The sequence below is a fragment of the Bacillus sp. MYb78 genome (genome assembly GCF_002975115.1).
GTDB classification, from domain to species: domain Bacteria; phylum Bacillota; class Bacilli; order Bacillales; family Bacillaceae_G; genus Bacillus_A; species Bacillus_A cereus.
The window spans coordinates 91,539-111,650 of sequence record NZ_PCOB01000012.1; the positions used below are offsets into that span (position 1 = coordinate 91,539).

Sequence of the window (20,112 nt, forward strand, 5' to 3'; positions counted from 1 at the left end):
GCTTTCTTATGAAAATTGATATTCGTTGAATAAAGGAGAGTTTACATGATAGAAAGTAAAGTTGTAGATTCTGTTCCAACTTTGAATGAGAATGATTGTCAAATATGGTGGGCAAGAATTTCGGATTTACAATCATGGCATTACAAATTACTAAATGATATAGAGCAAGAGAAAGCAAATTCGTATCACCATTCGGCAGATCGAGCTCGTTTTATAATAGGTTGCGTAATAAGTAGATTAGTTCTCGGTAAGATACTTTCTATGTCACCAGTCCAAGTACCAATTGATCGAATGTGCTCAGTATGTAAATTGCAGCATGGAAGACCACAATTACCAGAAGGTATGCCGCAATTATCCGTTTCACATTCAGGTGAGTGGGTTGTCGTTGCTTTTACAAAATCTGCACCTGTTGGCATAGATGTAGAACAAATGAATCCAAATGTAGATGTTATGAAAATGGCAGAAGGTGTATTAACAGACATTGAAATAGCGCAAGTTATGAAAATGCCAAATGAACAGAAAATAGAAGGATTTTTAACATATTGGACTCGAAAAGAAGCGGTGCTGAAAGCGACAGGTGAAGGACTAATGATTCCGCCAGTACATATTACAGTATCAGCTCCAAATGATCCTCCAAACTTGTTGGTTTTTAAGGATAGACAAGAGTTAGCAAGTAATACAATGATGGAAGATGTAAGGCCTAGTTTAGATTATAGGGCCTCTGTTGCAATATTCAGTAAGGAAGTGACTGAAATTACGCAATTAGATGCGGCAGCACTTTTAAATCTTAAATAAAAAAATTATAGAAGAGGTGTTCCTCATGTTAGTAGCGGAAAATAGAAAGAATGAATTCACTTATAACGTACAAGCAATTAAAAATATTTTATTTTCTGGAGATACATCATCCATTCATGCTTTAGAAAAGCTTTTAAATGATACAGTTCAGTTTGATGTTATTGAACAAGAGGCACTTGGTAGACAGTACATTCCGAAAGAAGCAAAGAATTTCTTTGATAAAGATGGAACGTTTCTTTACCGTGTATCTAATGTTAGTTATAAAGGCAAGGTGTTATCTGAAAATCTAATTTTTGCAGACACTTCGTTTTTACCGGACGCAATAAAGAGTGAATTAGAGAGTGGAAATATTCCTGTTGAAAAGCTTATAGAAAAGATGGAAGTAAGAAGAAATGTATTATATGAAGGATATCAGCCATCTGGAAATATTATTGAATTGTTTGATGGATGTTCTGTTACAGCGAATGTGTATCCAACTAGAAAGTATCAAATTGTAAGTAAATGCAAATGTGTATTTTATATTTGTGAAGTGTATCATGCAGAGAATATAAAGCAATTGCTTAAATAAAACCAAGAAACCAGCCTATAAAATGGCTGGTTTCTTGGTTATTTAACAGCTTCTTTTAATTCTTTACCTGCTTTAAATGCAGGAACTTTACCAGCGGCGATTTGAATTTCTTCGCCAGTTTGCGGATTACGTCCTGTACGAGCAGATCTTTCGCGCACTTCAAAAGTTCCAAAACCGATTAGTTGAACTTTATCGCCAGATTGTAATGCATTAGCAATTGTGTCAAATACGGATTGTACAGCTGCAGAAGCGTCCTTTTGAGAAATATCAGCTGATTGAGCTACGTTTTTAATTAATTCTGTTTTGTTCATGTTTTCACCTCATAAAAAAATTTTTGGAATGAATGTTTTAGTATAATAGATAGTAAAGATAAAGCTATCACTATGATTAGATAGAATACTATATAATTATGTTAATTTCGTTGCAAGAGACTGAATCCCTTCTATTATTTAGGGATTAATTAAGAATCGATGCATATAAAAAGCTTTAATATGAGGATGAGGGGGAGTATATGAATGATTTTTCGTGAAAAAAATGAGAAGGAAAGTATATTAATTCGTCAACATGATCATGGTTTTTTAGCTGGAGAGATTGCAAAACATATAAAAGAAGACTTTTTTGAAAGTAAAACATATTTAAAAGAAACAGTTGATGCAATATATGAGCATGACAGAGGATGGATAGAGCTTGATAAAGTACCAATTTTGAATGATGCTAAAAATATTCCATATACATTTATGGATTGTCCAAGCCCATTACGTTTTGTTTTTTATACGATTGGTTTGAATGAAATTGAAAATTCTAATCCATACGGGGCATTGCTTTGTAGTAAACATTTTTTATCATTTCCACTAAACGAGGAAGATGAAGAGATGATGTCATTTTATAAACATGAATTAGAACGACAAAAAAGAATTTTAAAAACGTTAACAAAGGAACAGTTTGCGATGTTCGATAAACATTATAGATTATTAAAGTTTTGTGATGAACTTTCTTTATACGTATGTATGAATAAGCCTGGTGTCAAAAAGAAAGATGAAATTGATTTATTTAAAGATGGTTTTGAAGGAACAGAAATGTTTAATAGTAAAGAGGAGAAACTTATTCAAGCTGAATGGGTGGACGAGGAAATAATTCGGATTACACCATTTCCATTTCAAACGGAATTTTATACGTATGTAAAATATAAAACGATAAATAAGCATGAAATGAAAGAAAAAGGGATTGCAAAGGCTGATAGAGAATCAGAAATGAAGAAACAAACCATTCGTTTCATACAATAAGGAGGTAATATAAATTGAAAGATTATATATTAAAACAGTGTGATTATCATGCTTGGGCTAATACAAGATTATTCAATCGATTAAAAGAGTTACCAAACTATGAGACAATTTTTAAGGAGCAGATACAGAGTGTATTTCCATCCATTAAGGATACTTTTGTGCATATTTATATTACAGATCAAGTGTGGTTACATATATTGCATGGTAAAAGCATGAATGAAGCAATACAAGACCGAGAAGATTTACGAAAACAAATTGAAACTAAATCGTTACATGAATTAGAAAAAATGTTTGAAAACATGGCAAATCAATATAAAGATTTTTTAATTACAATACAAGATGTGAATGCTGTATTTGTTATTGAGAATCCATATGTAGGGAAATTAGAAACTTCGATTTTAGAATTAGTGCAACATGTCGTAAATCATGGTACATATCATAGAGGAAATATAACAGCGATGATCCGTCAACTTGGTCATTCGTCGACAATGATGGATTTTGTACTGTATTTACATATGGTTAAAAAGCAGGGAGAGTAATATAGTTTGTAAGAAGGAGAGGCTTTAATTATAGAAGTCTCTCCTTCTATTTTATTCCGCATTCATGGTAGATCGACTGATTAAAGTTTTCTTAAGAAGCTTTATTTTCTTGTAATTGCTTAGCGTATTGTACAGCCTTATATGCATTGACTCTACCGTTTTTCCAGTACGTACCTGTACCACTAATTTTATCAGAAGTTGATTCAATAATTTGGCGGATTTGTGTATTACTATATCCTTGATTTGCTAAAAGAGCAGCGACTCCTGCAACATGAGGTGTTGCCATAGATGTACCACTTAATGATTGATACGTGCTTCCTTTATATGTTGAATATATATTTGAACCTGGTGCTGCAACATCTACCCAGCTACCATAAGTAGAAAATGAAGATTTTCTATCTGATTGATCTGTAGAACCAACTGCAATTACTTCGCTGTAATAAGCAGGGTAATTAGCTTTTGTATTTCCAGCATTTCCAGCAGCTGCAACTATAACAGAGCCTTTATTCCATGCATATTGAACGGCTTGTTGTAATGCAGTACCACCATTTGGAGCTCCTAAACTTAAACTAATTACTTTTGCACCCGAATCAGCAGCTTCTCGAATACCTTGCGCTACAGCATCAAGAGTACCACTTCCTTGATTATCTAATACGCGGACAGCATAAATTGAAGTTTGTGGGGCAACACCAGCAATTCCGACGCTGTTATTCGTAAGTGCTCCAGTAATTCCAGCGCAATGTGTACCATGACCATTACCATCATCAGATGTATTGTCGTTATCAACATAGTCATGCCCGTAAATTACTTTCGAAGCCAAATCAGGGTGTGAGCCTTGAACTCCTGTATCAATAATAGCTACTTTTACACCAGGATCACTTCGTTGGCTATCCCAAGCTTGTGGAGCTTGAATCTTTTGTAATCCATATTGATTATTAAAATATGGGTCGTTTGGAGTCCAAAAGGCGTGAACGTAATAATTCGGTTCTGCATATTCCACATCTGGATTATTTTTATAACTCTTTATTTTTTCTTTTACAGTACCTTTTGAAAATTGTACGACTTCAAAACCTAACTTATCATCTTTAGATAAGACATTAGCTCCGACAGATTTATGAAAAGATTGCACATTACTTAAAGATGTATTTTGTTTGAACTTAACGATTAATTGGTTAGGAACGTAATCAGTAGATGATGTTTCAGCACTTGAAGCATTCGTGTTAAAGAAGAAACCACCAATAATAAATGATAAAACAGATAGGAAAACAATGATTTTGTTTTTCAAAAGATTTTTCCTCCCTTTTCTTGGATGAGTTTTTCAGCGACACTTTAATGTCGCATTCCTTTTCAACTATATAGTTAGACCATACGATTTATGACATTTATGTGAAAAACTTTTGGAGGAATAAAAAGGAGTAAACATTGATATAAATATATTTTTAATGATAGTAATTAAGTAAAAGAGGGGATGAAAAAAGGAATGCCCATCATGTATGAGTCATTCCTTTTTTCATAGATTAACTTGCCTGTTTTTTATTATTTTCTTTCAATTTCTCTGCTTGTAAAAAGCGATTCGTTTCAGCAACAACAATACTACTTAATCCAATTAGACCAATTAAGTTTGGAATGGCCATAAGTCCATTTGCAATATCAGCAAATGTCCATACGATTCCTAGCTTTAAATTAGCACCAATTGCAATCATGACGATAAAGATTGCTTTATAATATTTAACAGCACTTTCTCCGAATAAATAAGCTACACATTTTTCTCCATAATACGACCAGCCTAAAATAGTAGAGTAGGCAAATAAAATAATTGCGATACCGAGAATCATACTACCAGCAGTACCAAATACAGATTGGAATGCAAGTGTTGTAGCTTCAACGCCAGTTTTACCAGATTTCCAAGCACCTGTAGTAATTAATACTAGTCCTGTAATTGTACATACAATAAACGTATCTAGAAAAGTACCAGTCATTGAAACTAAAGCTTGTTTTGCAGGGGAATCAGTTTTTGCAGCCGCAGCAGCAATTGGTGCACTCCCTAAACCAGCTTCGTTCGCAAATACACCACGCGCCATTCCGATTTGAATAGCTGATGCAACTGTTGCCCCAATAAAACCACCAGCAGCTGCTGTACCATTAAATGCACCAGAAAAAATAAGTGAAAATGCTTCAGGAATTTGGTCGTAGTGATAGAAAATAATTATAAGACCAGCAATTATATAAAAGAAAGCTTTAATAGGAACAACATATCCCGTCACTTTCCCAATTTTTTTTACACCGCCTAAAATAACAATTGCGATTAAAAATGCCATTAGTATACCAGTTAAAGCAGGAGGGAAAGAGAAATTAATTCGCATTGCCTCTGCAACTGAATTAGATTGCACCATATTACCAATACCGAAAGAAGCAGTTGTACCGAATATAGCGAATAATACTGCTAGCCATTTCTTACCTAAACCACGTTCTAAATAATACATTGGCCCACCTGAATATTCACCATTTTCATTACTAACACGGTATTTCACTGCAAGTATTGCTTCAGCATACTTTGTTGCCATACCGAACAATGCGGTAATCCACATCCAAAATATTGCACCAGGTCCACCTATAGTAACAGCTGTTGCAACACCAGCTATATTTCCCATACCAATCGTTGCGGCCATAGCTGTCATAAGTGCTTGGAAGTGACTGATATCTCCAGAAGAAGTAGTATCTTCTGATTTTTTAAAAGCTAGTTTGTGAGCGTATAATAGTTTACTAAACTGTAAACCTTTTAAACGCACTGTGAGAACGACACCAGTTCCAACGAGTAGCAGCAAAGTTGGTAATCCCCACACGTATTGATTTAGTTGTTCTAATACTTTACTTACTGTCTCCATCTTTATTCTCCTTTTTTAGAAAAAATAAAAACCACTTCAAGTAAATGAAATGGTCTCTGGAGAAACAAGGGATAGAAAAATAAACCGATACAATCGGCTTTTTCTTTCGCTTGTCTCTGTCCTTTTACCTGAGAGATTATCCGCTAAAGTAGCGGATTTGCTCCTTCGGTGCTCGTTTTCCTCCGCGCTCTATAAAAGCGAGAGGGAGTCTCTCCAGAGATTCGTCCCCATGCAGTTCTACTTGTAACCAAGACCTGAGAGTTTCAAAGTTGGTATAACAACTTTTTGCCCCGTCGGTAGATCAATAGACCTTCTCCTGAATGGTTCATCCGAATTATAAAATTTATAAACACATTGATTGTAAATCAATAAAAATATTATAGACATACAAATTGTGAATTGCAATCATTTTTTATTTTAAAATAGTAAATAGTTTTATTTTTTTGTAAGTCCTAATTTATCTTCAACTTCATTTAAAGTAGATAAAGCGATGACAATATGTTGATCCGCAAGTCCTAAAGCTTGTGTTGTTTTTTCAATAGTTTCATTGGTTGGAATAGAGTTATTTGTTCCGTCTATAATCAAATTTGCTGCATTTTTCATGAAATTTGATGCGGATTTAAACTGAGTTGTGAATTGAAGTAGTTGTTTTTGTATATCTATATCTGTGATGTTTTCTTCAATTTTAAGTGTGTCTATTTCGTTCATAATTGTTTCATACTGCTTGGAAACGGCATTCATTGTAACTAATAGTTTATTTCGATCTACTGAATCTCCATTCGTGTTAATCTCTTCCCAGGCAGGCAACCAATCTTTTTCGATGATGTTATTATAAGTAGTAGTCAATTCATTAATTTTAGGTTGTAATTTCGTTTTGAAAGTTTTTGTATCCGCTGTTTCTACAGGTGCTTTTTCGTTGTTATTTTTAACATTAGTAACGTAGAAAATTGTACCGAAAATGATGAAAATAGAAATAATAACTGTCCATTTAGTAAAAAGTAATTTCTGCAATATGTAACGCCTCCAAAATTTAAAAACTTATAATTATAATATATAACAATAATGTTGTTTTAAGTAGAGAAAATAGGTTAGAAATGATTTAAAATATATCTTTTCTATACATAAATAATTAAAGTTAGTAAAATGATGAAAGTTATATGTGAGAAAAGAGGGTTTTTAGTGAAAATGAATAGAAGAAAACTAGTTTCAAGTATTTCAATGGCTATGTTATTAGTTGGTGTAATTGCATTCATATTTATGAATAAAGAATCTAAATTTAAAGGTTTTCCAGTACCAATGTCAGCAATTCATATTAACGATGATAAGGAAGAGGACTATCAATATATAAGTGTAATGCCAATTACAAAGGCGAGTGGATGGGAGAACTTAGGGGAAAACGGGCATACTGTTAGTTTTAAAAAAGGGGAGCGGAAGGTAGCAGTAGTACATTATCCAGGAGACATTACGTATTATTTATTTGAAAAATAATTGATGATAAAAGGGATAGGGAGTAGATGATAATGTAAGATTGTTTACTTTCTATCTTTTTTGGATTTTAATTCTGAATTGTTTGAATTAAAATTATTATGCGTATAGAATAAAATAATATGTTTTATTGAATGATATAGATAATAATGTTATGTAAACTATAATCAGGGGAAGAAAGCAAATCAAGAGATTTTAATTTTTATATTTTAGATGTATTTTTACACGGTAAGTATTCCAATAATCAACTTACAACATTTACGGAGGGCATCAAACTTTGAATAAGTAATGGAGTTGATAACAAAATAAATTAACGTTTGTGTATATGGAAAAATAGAAAGTATGGCGAGTGGGAAATGTATCGGATCATAAGGGGGAATTAAAAATGTTACTAAAAACAATCTACTGTAAGGTGGAAGAAGAGAAAAAGGAATTGTTTTCAAATGCGCAAGAAAAATGGCGTGATATACAGCACCTAGATGGTTTTCATGGACAATTTGGTGGATGGAATGAAGATGAGGCATGTGTATTTACTTTATGGGAAGATAGAAGTGTATATCAATCATTTATGAATGGTGCTCACGATACAATTTATTTAAATAGTAATCAAGAGGATACGTTTCTTTCATGTGAAATTGAATTATTTCAAACGTTGTATGATATAACTGATATGCATTTGAAAGACGTTGTAATAGAGGGAGCATTCGTAAGAGTTGCTATATGTGATGTAAAGTTGGAAAAGGAAAAGCATTTTTTACATAAGCAAGAAACAATTTGGAATAAAGGAATGGAAAAAGCAAAAGGAATGCTAGGTGGGGTAGTTGGGAAGTCTTTAAAAAATGAAAATCGTTACATAGTGTTAACGTATTGGAAAGATGAAATAGCGCACCAACATTATGTGGAAGAGATTTTCCCAGATTTATATAAATTAGCTAATATTCATGAAGATATAGAAAAGATACAAGGAAAACAAGCTGTATGTAAGGAAGAATGGCTTGTATATTAAACGCTGAAAAAGTGCATAAATGATTGTATAATAACGATATTTTCTTATAAACAAGCAATTAATAGAAGACGTTATATACCCTTTCATGTTAATATATTTAAGTTATAATAGGAGGCTTACCCTTTTGTATTGTACGGTAGAAGCAGTGTGAGCTTGAAATTTTTTTTAGAAAAGGATGTGCCTAATTTGCGTATTAATAAATTTATTAGTGAAGCTGGAAAAGCGTCTCGACGTGGAGCGGATAAACTAATTAATGAGAGAAGAGTAATTATTAACGGTAAGGTTGCAAAAATTGGTGACCAAGTAAATCCAGGTGATGATGTACGAGTAAATGGAGAGCAGCTTCGAATTGCTCGAGATCACGTATATATCGCTTTAAATAAACCAGTAGGTATTACATGTACGAGTGAAAAAGCTGTAAAAGGTAATATTATCGATTTAGTGAACCATCCTTTACGAATTAGTCACATTGGACGTCTTGATAAAGACTCAGACGGTTTAATTTTATTAACGAATGATGGTGATATTGTTAATGAAATTTTACGTGCTGAAAACAAACATGAGAAAGAATATATCGTTTCAGTAGATAAGCCAATTACACCTGATTTCTTAGAGAAAATGGCAGCGGGTGTTAAAATTTTAGGAACAAAAACGCTTCCTTGTGAGGTTACACAGTTATCAAAATATGAGTTCCAAATTATTTTAACACAAGGGCTAAATCGTCAAATTCGCCGTATGTGTGAAGCTTTAGGTTATCAAGTATACACGTTAAAACGTACGAGAATTATGAATATCGAATTGAATAATTTACCAGTTGGGCAGTGGAGAGATTTAACGAAGAAAGAGAAAAGACGTCTATTTGCAGACTTAAATTACGAACCACAAGATTGGTAAAATTGTGAAGTGAAACCAAAAAAATTTGGTTTCACTTTTTTAATTAAATAAATAATTTTTTTAAACACTTGCAAAAATAAAATGAATAAGATATATTAAATAACAATAAATGGATGTTTTACAAAAAGCAAAGAAAAGGACACGAGTTATTTTACCCGGTTATACAGAGAAGGAAGGAAAGCTGAGAACTTCCTAACGCAGAAAAATAACTTACCACCTTAGAGCTGCACTAGGGAAATTAAGTATCTAGTGCCGTGTATGCGACGTTATCGCAAAAGAAGCCATTATGTTTTTTGTGATGGGAATCTGGGTGGAACCACGGATATAAGCATATTCGTCCCTATATTTAGGGATGAATATGCTTTTTTGCATTCAATTTCATAATAAGCGAAGAAAAGGACACGAGTTATTTTACCCGGTTATACAGAGAAGGAAGGAAAGCTGAGAACTTCCTAACGCAGAAAAATAACTTACCACCTTAGAGCTGCACTGGGGAAATTAAGTATCTAGTGCCGTATAAACGACGTTACCGTAAAAGAAGCCATTGCATTTTGTGATGGGAATCTGGGTGGAACCACGGGTAAAAGCACGCTCGTCCCTATGTTAGGGATGAGTGTGCTTTTTATTATGAAATGGAGAGATGAAAAATGAAAGAACAAATGATTGAAATTAAATTTCCAGATGGTAGCGTGAAAGAATTTGGAAAAGGAATTACTTTAGAAGAAATTGCGGGATCTATTAGTAGTAGTTTGAAAAAGAAAGCAGTCGCGGGGAAAGTAAATGATGGATTATATGATTTACGCCGAAATATTGAAGAAAATGCGGAAGTAGAAATCATTACTATAGATTCAAATGAAGGTGTAGAAATTGCAAGACACTCTGCGGCACATATTTTAGCGCAATCTGTAAAAAGAATGTATGGTGATATAAATCTTGGGGTAGGGCCTGTTATTGAAAATGGATTTTATTATGATATGGATTTTCCAAGTAGTGTAAACGTAGAAGATTTACGAAAAATCGAAAAAGAAATGAAAAAGATTATAAATGAAAATATAAAGATAGAACGAGTTGAGGTTTCTCGAGAAGAAGCAGCAAAACTGTTTCAAGAAATGAACGATCGCTTGAAATTAGAACTTTTAGAAGCAATTCCTAGTGGGGAAAGTGTAACACTATATAAACAAGGTGAATTTGTAGATTTATGTAGAGGGCCACATTTACCATCAACAGGTTATTTGAAAGCATTTCAATTAACTCACGTTTCCGGTGCATATTGGCGAGGTGATAGTAATAACCAAGTGCTTCAGCGCATATATGGTGTTGCATTCTCTTCTCAAAAAGAATTAGAAGAGTATTTACATTTCGTTGAAGAAGCAGCAAAAAGAAATCATCGTAAGTTAGGCAATGAGCTTGAGTTATTTATGTTTTCTGAAGAGGCTCCGGGAATGCCGTTTTATTTACCGAAAGGACAAATGATTCGTAACGAATTGGAAGCATTTTTAAGAGAAATTCAAAAAGAGTACAATTATCAAGAAGTACGCACTCCGTTCATGATGAACCAAGAAGTATGGGAGAAATCAGGGCACTGGGGACATTATAAAGATAATATGTATTTCTCTGAAGTAGATAATAAAAGTTTTGCATTAAAACCGATGAACTGCCCAGGGCACATGCTTATGTTTAAAAATAAATTGCATTCTTATCGTGAATTACCGATTCGTATGTGTGAATTTGGTCAAGTACATCGCCATGAATTTAGTGGTGCGTTAAACGGATTATTAAGAGTACGTACTTTCTGCCAAGATGATGCACATTTATTTGTAACTCCAAAACAAATTGAAGATGAAATTAAATCAGTAATGGCGCAAATTGATTACGTATATAAAACTTTTGGATTCGAATATGAAGTAGAGCTTTCTACTCGTCCAGAAGATTCAATGGGTGATGATAAATTATGGGAGCAAGCAGAAGCGGCATTAGAAAATGTGTTACAATCGCTAAATTATAAATATAGACTAAATGAAGGTGACGGTGCTTTTTACGGGCCGAAAATTGATTTTCATATTAAAGATGCTTTAAATAGAAGTCACCAATGCGGAACAATCCAGCTTGATTTCCAAATGCCAGAGAAATTTGATTTAAATTATATAGATGAAAATAATGATAAGAAAAGACCAGTTGTTATTCACAGGGCAGTTTTAGGGTCATTAGATCGCTTCTTAGCAATATTAATTGAGCACTTTGGAGGTGCGTTCCCGGCATGGGTGGCACCAGTTCAAGTGAAAGTAATTCCAGTTTCAAATGCAGTACATGAACAATATGCCAATGAGATTACACTTAAATTAGCACAAGCTGGCGTTCGTGTTGAACAAGATGCACGAGATGAAAAATTAGGATATAAAATAAGAGAAGCACAAATGCAAAAAGTACCGTATGTTCTTGTTATTGGGGATAAGGAAATGGAAAACGGAGCTGTAAATGTACGTAAATATGGAGAAGAGAAGTCAGAAGTTGTTGCGCTAGATGTATTTGTGGCAAGTATTGAAGAAGAAATAAAGAATAGAAAATATTGATTGTAAAGAAAACACACTATTAGAAATTAGTGTGTTTTCTTTTTTATCTTACAAAAATGTAAGGTAAATGTAAGCGAAATCGAGGGAACGAGTTGTAGAAAAATGAGAATATGAAGTAGGAAATAGGATCATGTTAAGGGTGTAAATCTTATTGGATGAATAATTAAAAAATTCTTAAGAATTTACATGACAAAATAATAAGAAATATGTGAGAAATTGATTTTATACAAAAGGGATGGAGTGAAAGAGATGTCAACAAATGTAGTTACTGTAGAAAGTGTAGAAAAAACGTATGGGAAAAGAAATGAGAATCAGTCAAAAGCATTAAGAGGCGTATCGTTAAGTATTAAAGAAGGAGAATTTGTCGGGATCATGGGGCCTTCTGGATCTGGAAAAACGACATTACTTAATGTGATAAGTACACTTGACCAGGCGACAGGTGGTAGTGTGACGATAGCTGGTACAAATATTACTTCTATGAAAGGTAATGCATTATCAGATTTTCGATCTCAAAAATTAGGTTTTATCTTTCAAGATTTTAACTTACTAGAAAATTTATCAATTTATGAAAATATCGCTTTACCACTTTCTTTGCAAGGCGTCCCATCAAGTGAGATTACTGGAAAGGTAAATGACGTTGCGAAGAAATTAGGCATCACTGAAATTTTAACAAAATATCCGACGGCTGTTTCTGGGGGACAAAAGCAAAGAACAGCGGCGGCAAGAGCTTTAGTACATAATCCAGCAATTGTATTAGCAGATGAACCGACAGGCGCGCTTGATAGTAAAAATGCAAAAAGTTTATTAGAAGCGATGCAAGATTTACATGAAAATCATAATGTAAGTATATTAATGGTTACACACGATGCATTTAGTGCAAGTTATTGTGAGCGTATTTTATTTATTCAAGATGGTCTTCTTTATAAAGAATTAAATCGTCAAGGCACTCGAGAGAATTTCTATCAAGACATTTTAGGTGTGCTCGCTCATATGGGCTCAGCTGCTGAGTCTAAGTAGGGGGCGAAACTATGTTATTTAAATTATCACGTCATAGCATGAAAAAGATGTTAAAAGATTATATGGTTTTACTTATTGGCCTAGTTATTAGTATTAGTATTTTCTACATGTTCCAAACGATGGCGATGAATAGTGAATTTACGAAAGATAATAGCCTAATTAGTAGTATTAGACTCGTCTTTTGGGTAGGTGCAATACTATTATCTTTCATTACTGTATTTTATATTATATATGCCAACTCTTTCTTACTCACGTTAAGAAGAAAAGAACTCGGTATGTACATGATGCTTGGTGCAAAAAAGAAAAAAGTAGCACAGTTATTATTTATTGAAACATTCGGTATGGGTATTGTCAGTATTATTATCGGTATTTTAGTAGGGATGTTACTTGCAAGTGTAGCAGGAAACTTTTTAATGAATGGAATGGAAATTTCAGCAAAAGGTAGTTATGCATCTGTATACACACCAGCAATTTTAGTTACAGCTATTTTCTTCTTAATACTATTTTTCATTACTGGCTTAATGAACAGTGTCCGATTGTTACGTAAAACTGAACTAGAGTTAATTCGTGAAGATGAAACACTAGATGAAGTAAAGAAAAGTAAAACTCGCATTATTATAATGACAGTACTTGGTGTATTACTAGTAAGTACAGGGTACTATTTTATGATCAATGTAAAAATATATGCTGAATTAGGTTTTATTATAGCAACCATCGTTACAACACTTGGAACATATTTTATCTTTAGTTCATTACTCCCATTTTTTGTGATGAAAATTAAGGGGAATAAAAAACGAAATGAAACGGGCTTAAATAGTTTTACATATGCACAGCTACGCTTTCGAGTAAATAGTTTATCGAGAGTATTAGGTACTGTAGCAATGTTAATTGCATTAGGCGCAGGTGCGATGACGGCAGGTATGGCTTTCCAAAAAAATGTAGGTATTATGACAGACTTTTCTCGTGTATATGATGTTGTAATTCATGATCCGAATGATCAAGACAAAGCTGCCTTAAAAGAAATGGAAATTGTTGAAGAAAGCAAGTACAACTATAAAGTAGATGGAGAAGCGGTTTATTATTTACGTAACGACTTAACTGCGAAACCACCACTTGTTTCAGACCATTTTGATACAAAAACGTTAAAAGAGCCTGTTCGTAAACGTGTGACTGAACCTTTAACTGAACCTGTATATTCAGCTTTAGAGGCTCCTGAATTAGCAAAATTCCCTCAAATGCCAAAGGATTGGGAAGACGCAGTTGTAAGAGAGATACAAATTACGCATAATCAATTTAGCGGAAAACCAGTAAGAATTGCAGACGAAGAGCATTATAAAGGAATTCAAGGAACAGAACACACTGTAACATTAGCAAAAGTAGATGATATGAAAAAATATAAACCGTTATTGATCGAAATAGACAAGAGACAAAAAGCACAAATTGAAAAAGCAACAGGTGAAAAGGTAGACTTATTTACGAAAATGACAATTTATCAGTTTATGAACAGCTTCATGAGCGGAACAATGTTTATGGGATTTTTCCTCGGAATTGCCTTTTTAGCAATGATGGCAAGTTCCCTTATGTTCAAAATATTAACAGGTGCTTCTCGCGACGTACGCCGTTATGAAATGTTACGAAAAATTGGTGTGAGACGCAGTATGTTAACGAAAAGTATATATAAAGAAATTTCATATTTATTTATCTTCCCAGCGATCATTGGCATTTCTCACGTTTTAGTAGGGCTTAACTTATTTAGCTTTATATTAGTTGACCCGTTTGTGAAAGTGTGGGTGCCAATAGGAATTTTCTTAGTCATTTATTTCATTTATTACTGGATAACTGTTCAACTTTATAAAGGTATGGTAATGCCGAAAGAAGAGGTAGCTAAATAGTTTATGAAAAGAGTCCTTGTGTTGAGAATAAGGGCTCTTTTTTTATGTTTTTTATAAAGAAGGAAAAGATTGGATAATGGTCGAAAAATATAATGTAACTTCCAAGAAATGACTAAAACAATACTATTTTGTCGAGAGAAAGGATACGAAGTATGAAAGAAATGCTACAGTTATTTCGCAACAAAGTGTATGCACGTTTTTTTCTAGCAAATATTTTAGAGCGACTCGGTTCTATGATAGCTGGAATTTCTTTAATGTTTTATTTGCTAGATCAATACGGAAAACAACCAGTTTACGCAACGATGACACAAATTATGATTGCATTACCTGCATTAATCTTTTTTCTATTGGTAGGGACAGTAGTGGATCGATTTGATAGACAACGTATATGTACAGTAAGTAACATATGTTGCTCGCTCTGTAATATTGGAATCCTAATTTCGCTTTATTACGGGATGATTATACTTGTCTTTATATTTTTATTTTTGGAAAATGCGTGTATACAATTTTTCTCTCCAGCAGAACAATCGATGATACAGGGAGTAGTTGAATCAGACCAATACGGTGCAGCAGCGGGTATTAATCAAATGGTAAATAGTTTGTATGCTTTGTTTGGTGTAGGAATTGCAACGATGGTGTACTGGACTTTTGGAATTTACGGGAGCATTTTAGTAAATACGCTCACTTTTATTATGAGTGGTATTTTGATTCAAACAATCTCCATTCCAGAAAAAGTTCGTTTACCAAATGGTAGAACAAAATGGAAAGAAGTTAATTTGAAGATGTTAATAACAGAGTTTAAAGAAGGGATTAGGTATATATACCAAAATGAAACTTTAAAAAAATTACTTTTAGGATTTATCGTATTTGGATTATTAAATGGTGTTTTAAGTGTATCCACTACTTACATATTAAAATACAAACTAGCTCCAGAAACGTATGAAAGTTTAGCAATGGTGGGCGGTGTAGTTGGAGGGATTTCATTACTAATTGGAAGCATAGTAGCAACGAGTATAGGTAAGAAATATGCGCCAAAATCTATTATAGTTTTTGGTATGGCAGGCTCAGGAGTCTTCTTTGGTATGTGTTACTTTGTAAATTACGTATGGTCTTTTTATGTATGTATCGCTTTAGCGACATTCTTTTTACCGTTTATTAATGTTGCAATATCAGGATGGATGTATGAGATCGTAGAAGAATCGTTTATGGGGCGTGTTCAAAGTTTGCTAAGTCCATTAACGACAGGGTTTCAATTGTTATCTCTTGGAGCGATAGCTATGTTATTCCCGAAATGGATTGAGGCGGATACTTTGTATATTATTTTATTTGGTTTATTATTTTTTGTTACGTGTTTATACCAAGCTATTTTACCTAGTGGGCAAAAGCGAGTACATGTTGTAGCTAAAGAGATGTGACATATTTAGCTCTTTTTGTTTCTAGATATTCTATCGAATGGTAAGGGGTAATAGTTATGTTCATGCGAACTGCTAAGTGGTGTTGGATTACTTGTTTACAATTATTAGCTGCAATTCTATGTATAATCTGTTTAGGTGCGCTCCCTCGATTATTTAAGGGATTGCAAATTGATTTAATCGGTTTTTGGAACACAATTGTGTTTATTGGAGGAAAGTTACTCCGACCATGGGAAATTACATATGGATTTCGAGACTCAAGAAAATTATTTCCACAAATATGGATTCATTATATTGAAACTATGATTGTATTTCTATCAGCTTTTTTACTATCTTTGCTTATAGCGTATGTACTTGTTGTTTGGGTATTGCAGCGTTCTCATATGAAGCAAAAAATGTGGAATGGAGTTTTTCTTACGCTAGAGAGTATACCGGATATATTACTTATTTTATTATCACAACTTCTTGTCGTAATTGTTTTTCAAAAAACAGGTTTTATGCCAATAAAACTTGCTGGATTAGGAGAAGAGAGAGTACGATTGTTACCGATTATATGTCTTACAATACCAACAACGTTATTATTTATTAAACTATTGTTATTACGTTTTAAAGAAGAAATGGAGAAAGATTATAGTATATTTGCGAAGAGTAAAGGACTAAGTTTGCAGCATATTTTAACACATCACGTTTCAAGGAATGTTTTATTGACGACAATCTACTATGCGAAAACAAACATTTTATTTATGCTATCCAATTTATATATTATCGAATGGATTTTCAATACATATGGAATGTTTGTTTTTGTAAAAGAAAATTCTAAATTAGAAATATTTACAGTGAGTCTAGTTATATTATACGTTCCGCTTTTTATACTATTTCGTATATTACATACGCTTTTACAAAATGTTATAAGGGAGCGTGTGTAACATGTGGCAAGTTGTAAAAAGAGATGTGAGATTTTGGATAGGTGTTACTTTTCTGAGTGTACTAATGATTATTAGTATTGGATATACGTTATTTTTCGATGGGAATGTTCGTGAACTTACGATGATGTATAACGAAAAAGGAGAACTAGAGGCTGCGCCATTTTTGCCATCAAGTAAATTTTGGTTCGGAAGTGATACGAAAGGCCGTGACCTTGTCCAATTAATAATAGAAGGCGCGAAATGGACAGTTGGAGCGAGTATAATTATAGCAACTTTACGAGTTATAGTTGGAGGAGGGATTGGTTTACTTCTTGGTATGTATGGTAAGCGATCATTCCCAGTTATCTCATCCTTTTTTGATCCATTCAGTATCGTACCGATGGTTATGATTTCTTATTTTATGTTAAATGAAGTTTTAACGTTTGATAGTGGAGCGGAAGTTGTGCCGTTGTATTTGCGGGTGACATTTCAAATTATAGTTCTTACATGTTTTGCTGTACCAACAGTTATGTTGTATGTAGCGCAAGAAGTTAAACGTATTAAGAAAGAAGAATTTATGTTGGCAGCCACTGTGCTTGGCGGGAGTAAGTCGCAGAGGTTGAAGCGCCATATATGGCCTCATATGTTACCATCATTTCTTTTATTAGCAGCACAACAATTTGTGAGTACTTTATTACTTCTTTTACACCTTGGTTTGTTGCAATTATTTTTTGGTGGAACAATCACCTTCAGTGGAATGGATCCAGATAGTGTAACAAAAGAATGGACCGGCCTAATTGGTCAAAACTTCCGCCACTTAACTACTCATACATGGATTGTACTTATACCGATTGCTTTTTATAGTATGACAATTTTAGCTGGAAACCTTATTAGTAATAGCATGCAAGATGCGATTAAGCTAGGAAATGTGAGAAGGTCAAGGCGGGAAGGGAGAGAAGTGCAAGTAGAGAAACAAGTACAACCAACTATGAATGACTTTTCTTTTTATAGGGAGATACAAAAGTAAAGAAAGATAGCTGAAGACAAATCGTTTTCAGCTATCTTTTTTCGCTTAAAGTGGAGGTAAATCAATCTTACCTTCTTCAAATAATTCTTTTATCATATGCTTCGTATAACCAGCGGCTTGACCAAATGTGATTTTTGCTGGCATTGGTGCTTCGTTAGCATCTACAACTACATCAATAATACACGGTTTATTTTGTTTTACTGCATTTTCGAAAGCGGGAAGGAGTTCATCTAAATTCTCAACACGGTATCCAATACCTCCACACGCCTCTGCATATTTTGCAAAATCAGGGTTCGTTAAATCTGTTTCGAATTCGATGTTACCCATGACTTCTTGCTCGAATTTAATCATCGCAATTTTATTATTGTTTAATACGACGACAACGATTGGTAATTTATATTTTACAGCTGTTACGAAGTCATTCATCGTCATTCCAAATCCGCCATCACCACAAACTGCAAATACTTGTTTATCCGGGAATGCAATTTTTCCAGCAAGAGCACCAGGTAAACCGCAACCAAGTGTTGCGAGCCAGCTTGAAATGACAAATTGCTGGTTTGTCATACGGAAGTGCCTTGCGGTCCATACTGTTACATTTCCGACATCGACTGATAGAATTGCGTCATCATGTGCTACTTGCTGCAGAGCATGCATAACGCGTTGTGGTTTAATTGGAATAGAAGAATCTTCTTCTTGATCGTGTAATTTTTCTTCCCACTTTTTCATCATTTCTTGATGATGTTCTAAGAAAGAATGGTCTGTGTGTTTTTCAACATTTTCAATTAACCATCGTAATGTTTTATCAGCATCACCAGCTAAACCAATATCTGTCGCATAACGTTTTCCGATTTGGGCAGGATCTGTATCGATATGAATTGTTTTTGCTTTTTCAGGTAAGAAACCAGTGAACGGATAAGAAGTACCAACCATAATTAAAGTATCTGCATGTTTCATTGCTTCATAAGAAGGTTTCGTTCCGATTAATCCTAATCCACCGATACAAAGAGGATGCTCATCAGGAATAATTCCTTTAGCAGGTAATGTAAGTACGATTGGAGCACCAATATGTTCTGCCAATGCAAGTAAAGATTCTCTCGCATGTTTTGTTCCTTTTCCAGCTAAAATCACAGGCTTTTTCGCTTCATTTATTGCGAGTTTCGCTCCGTCTAAATCTTCTTTTTGTGGAAACAACTCAGGTAAAGTAAAAGAAGTATTTGTAATACGAGCACCATTTTTCACTTCGAATTTCGGGACATCATCTGGAATTGTAAGAACGGATACACCTTTTTTCGTATAAGCCATTCGAATTGCTTGATTCACTACGGCAGGTAGTTGCTCTGCTGACATAATACGCTGGTTATAAATCGCAACATCATCAAACATTCTTTCTAAATTTACTTCTTGGAAAAAGTCCGTTCCAAGTAAATCGGTTTCTACTTGACCTGAAATTGCTAGAACAGGGGCTTTATCGAGTTTCGCATCATATAAACCATTTAATAAATGAATAGCACCAGGTCCTGCAATTGCCATACAAACGCCAAGTTTTCCTGTTAATTTCGCATAGGCAGCCGCTGCTAATGCACCAGCTTCTTCATGGCGAACTTGAATGAATTTAATTTTATCTTGTTTTTTTCTTAAAGCTTCAATGATAGAATTGATGGAATCTCCAGGCATACCGTATATGTGTTCTACTCCCCAGTCAATTAATAAATCAACTAATGCTTCACCGGCTGTTTTCCCAAACATAATTGTTCCTCCTTATAATAAGTAGATAACATTATGTTTTGGATAAAAAGGAAAAATATACAAATAAGAAAATTTATCTGGTTATTTG

At 33.8% G+C, this 20,112-nt stretch carries 18 protein-coding genes, 1 riboswitch and 2 other annotated features; of the genes, 13 read left to right on the forward strand and 5 right to left on the reverse strand.

Annotation, left to right across the window (positions count from 1 at the left end; all coding sequences use genetic code 11):
* Positions 1 to 45: 45 nt before the first annotated feature.
* A complete protein-coding gene (gene sfp / locus CQ064_RS21165) occupies positions 46 to 795 on the forward strand; it encodes a 4'-phosphopantetheinyl transferase Sfp (protein WP_000573028.1) in 750 nt (249 codons plus the stop codon).
* A 25-nt stretch (positions 796 to 820) separates the two neighbouring features.
* Positions 821 to 1,363 (forward strand): hypothetical protein, encoded by a 543-nt coding sequence (locus tag CQ064_RS21170; protein WP_000959124.1) that lies wholly within the window; start codon positions 821 to 823, stop codon positions 1,361 to 1,363.
* 38 nt (positions 1,364 to 1,401) lie between these two features.
* On the opposite strand, the gene CQ064_RS21175 is transcribed toward CQ064_RS21170, so the two are convergent.
* Positions 1,402 to 1,674 (reverse strand): HU family DNA-binding protein, encoded by a 273-nt coding sequence (locus tag CQ064_RS21175; RefSeq protein ID WP_001043905.1) that lies wholly within the window; start codon positions 1,672 to 1,674, stop codon positions 1,402 to 1,404.
* A 204-nt stretch (positions 1,675 to 1,878) separates the two neighbouring features.
* On the opposite strand from CQ064_RS21175, the gene CQ064_RS21180 reads away from it, so the two are divergent.
* Positions 1,879 to 2,646: a DUF3891 family protein gene (locus CQ064_RS21180; RefSeq protein WP_000577299.1), complete on the forward strand. Its 768-nt coding sequence runs from the start codon at positions 1,879 to 1,881 to the stop codon at positions 2,644 to 2,646.
* A gap of 14 nt (positions 2,647 to 2,660) precedes the next feature.
* Complete coding sequence (locus CQ064_RS21185) at positions 2,661 to 3,185, forward strand: DinB family protein (protein ID WP_000656263.1); 525 nt, start codon at positions 2,661 to 2,663, stop codon at positions 3,183 to 3,185.
* A 91-nt stretch (positions 3,186 to 3,276) separates the two neighbouring features.
* On the opposite strand, the gene CQ064_RS21190 is transcribed toward CQ064_RS21185, so the two are convergent.
* From CQ064_RS21190 to CQ064_RS21200, 3 genes are all read right to left on the reverse strand, one after another.
* Entirely contained in the window at positions 3,277 to 4,470 is a 1,194-nt protein-coding gene (locus CQ064_RS21190) for a S8 family peptidase (RefSeq protein ID WP_000790922.1), read from the reverse strand.
* Between the two features lie 232 nt (positions 4,471 to 4,702).
* Positions 4,703 to 6,070: an alanine/glycine:cation symporter family protein gene (locus tag CQ064_RS21195; protein WP_000451041.1), complete on the reverse strand. Its 1,368-nt coding sequence runs from the start codon at positions 6,068 to 6,070 to the stop codon at positions 4,703 to 4,705.
* A gap of 106 nt (positions 6,071 to 6,176) precedes the next feature.
* Positions 6,177 to 6,297: riboswitch (glycine riboswitch) on the reverse strand.
* A 208-nt stretch (positions 6,298 to 6,505) separates the two neighbouring features.
* Entirely contained in the window at positions 6,506 to 7,081 is a 576-nt protein-coding gene (locus CQ064_RS21200) for a hypothetical protein (RefSeq protein ID WP_001170868.1), read from the reverse strand.
* 132 nt (positions 7,082 to 7,213) lie between these two features.
* Between CQ064_RS21200 and CQ064_RS21205 the strand changes: the two genes are divergently transcribed.
* The 9 genes from CQ064_RS21205 (at position 7,214) to CQ064_RS21245 (ending at position 18,278) form a co-directional block, all read left to right on the forward strand.
* Positions 7,214 to 7,558: a hypothetical protein gene (locus CQ064_RS21205; protein WP_003270499.1), complete on the forward strand. Its 345-nt coding sequence runs from the start codon at positions 7,214 to 7,216 to the stop codon at positions 7,556 to 7,558.
* A 382-nt stretch (positions 7,559 to 7,940) separates the two neighbouring features.
* Entirely contained in the window at positions 7,941 to 8,561 is a 621-nt protein-coding gene (locus CQ064_RS21210; RefSeq protein WP_000925163.1) for a YdbC family protein, read from the forward strand.
* Between the two features lie 186 nt (positions 8,562 to 8,747).
* Complete coding sequence (rluF, locus tag CQ064_RS21215; protein ID WP_001222162.1) at positions 8,748 to 9,455, forward strand: 23S rRNA pseudouridine(2604) synthase RluF; 708 nt, start codon at positions 8,748 to 8,750, stop codon at positions 9,453 to 9,455.
* A 121-nt stretch (positions 9,456 to 9,576) separates the two neighbouring features.
* Positions 9,577 to 9,800: a binding site (T-box leader), on the forward strand.
* A gap of 36 nt (positions 9,801 to 9,836) precedes the next feature.
* Positions 9,837 to 10,058: a binding site (T-box leader), on the forward strand.
* Positions 10,059 to 10,102: 44 nt separating this feature from the next.
* Complete coding sequence (gene thrS, locus CQ064_RS21220) at positions 10,103 to 12,025, forward strand: threonine--tRNA ligase (protein ID WP_000663045.1); 1,923 nt, start codon at positions 10,103 to 10,105, stop codon at positions 12,023 to 12,025.
* Positions 12,026 to 12,274: 249 nt separating this feature from the next.
* Positions 12,275 to 13,042, forward strand: a complete 768-nt coding sequence (locus CQ064_RS21225) for an ABC transporter ATP-binding protein (RefSeq protein ID WP_000106426.1) — start codon at positions 12,275 to 12,277, stop codon at positions 13,040 to 13,042.
* An 11-nt stretch (positions 13,043 to 13,053) separates the two neighbouring features.
* Positions 13,054 to 14,934, forward strand: a complete 1,881-nt coding sequence (locus tag CQ064_RS21230; protein WP_000897861.1) for an FtsX-like permease family protein — start codon at positions 13,054 to 13,056, stop codon at positions 14,932 to 14,934.
* Positions 14,935 to 15,077: 143 nt separating this feature from the next.
* On the forward strand, positions 15,078 to 16,349 hold the full coding sequence (locus tag CQ064_RS21235) for an MFS transporter (protein WP_254907413.1): 1,272 nt from the start codon (positions 15,078 to 15,080) through the stop codon (positions 16,347 to 16,349).
* A 56-nt stretch (positions 16,350 to 16,405) separates the two neighbouring features.
* Positions 16,406 to 17,272 carry an ABC transporter permease subunit gene (locus CQ064_RS21240; protein ID WP_000481001.1) on the forward strand — a complete coding sequence of 289 codons (867 nt, stop codon included), beginning with the start codon at positions 16,406 to 16,408 and terminating at the stop codon, positions 17,270 to 17,272.
* Between the two features lies 1 nt (position 17,273).
* Complete coding sequence (locus CQ064_RS21245; protein ID WP_000267896.1) at positions 17,274 to 18,278, forward strand: ABC transporter permease subunit; 1,005 nt, start codon at positions 17,274 to 17,276, stop codon at positions 18,276 to 18,278.
* Positions 18,279 to 18,323: 45 nt separating this feature from the next.
* On the opposite strand, the gene CQ064_RS21250 is transcribed toward CQ064_RS21245, so the two are convergent.
* Positions 18,324 to 20,024 carry a pyruvate oxidase gene (locus CQ064_RS21250; RefSeq protein ID WP_000467228.1) on the reverse strand — a complete coding sequence of 567 codons (1,701 nt, stop codon included), beginning with the start codon at positions 20,022 to 20,024 and terminating at the stop codon, positions 18,324 to 18,326.
* Positions 20,025 to 20,112 lie beyond the last annotated feature (88 nt).

Bases quoted from the DNA above. Each gene is read 5' to 3' on its own strand.
- sfp (WP_000573028.1), top strand. From the start codon at position 46: ATGATAGAAAGTAAAGTTGTAGATTCTGTTCCAACTTTGAATGAGAAT.
- CQ064_RS21170 (WP_000959124.1), top strand. From the start codon at position 821: ATGTTAGTAGCGGAAAATAGAAAGAATGAATTCACTTATAACGTACAA.
- CQ064_RS21175 (WP_001043905.1), bottom strand. From the start codon at position 1,674: ATGAACAAAACAGAATTAATTAAAAACGTAGCTCAATCAGCTGATATT.
- CQ064_RS21180 (WP_000577299.1), top strand. From the start codon at position 1,879: ATGATTTTTCGTGAAAAAAATGAGAAGGAAAGTATATTAATTCGTCAA.
- CQ064_RS21195 (WP_000451041.1), bottom strand. From the start codon at position 6,070: ATGGAGACAGTAAGTAAAGTATTAGAACAACTAAATCAATACGTGTGG.
- CQ064_RS21205 (WP_003270499.1), top strand. From the start codon at position 7,214: ATGATGAAAGTTATATGTGAGAAAAGAGGGTTTTTAGTGAAAATGAAT.
- CQ064_RS21210 (WP_000925163.1), top strand. From the start codon at position 7,941: ATGTTACTAAAAACAATCTACTGTAAGGTGGAAGAAGAGAAAAAGGAA.
- thrS (WP_000663045.1), top strand. From the start codon at position 10,103: ATGAAAGAACAAATGATTGAAATTAAATTTCCAGATGGTAGCGTGAAA.
- CQ064_RS21225 (WP_000106426.1), top strand. From the start codon at position 12,275: ATGTCAACAAATGTAGTTACTGTAGAAAGTGTAGAAAAAACGTATGGG.
- CQ064_RS21230 (WP_000897861.1), top strand. From the start codon at position 13,054: ATGTTATTTAAATTATCACGTCATAGCATGAAAAAGATGTTAAAAGAT.
- CQ064_RS21240 (WP_000481001.1), top strand. From the start codon at position 16,406: ATGTTCATGCGAACTGCTAAGTGGTGTTGGATTACTTGTTTACAATTA.
- CQ064_RS21245 (WP_000267896.1), top strand. From the start codon at position 17,274: ATGTGGCAAGTTGTAAAAAGAGATGTGAGATTTTGGATAGGTGTTACT.
- CQ064_RS21250 (WP_000467228.1), bottom strand. From the start codon at position 20,024: ATGTTTGGGAAAACAGCCGGTGAAGCATTAGTTGATTTATTAATTGAC.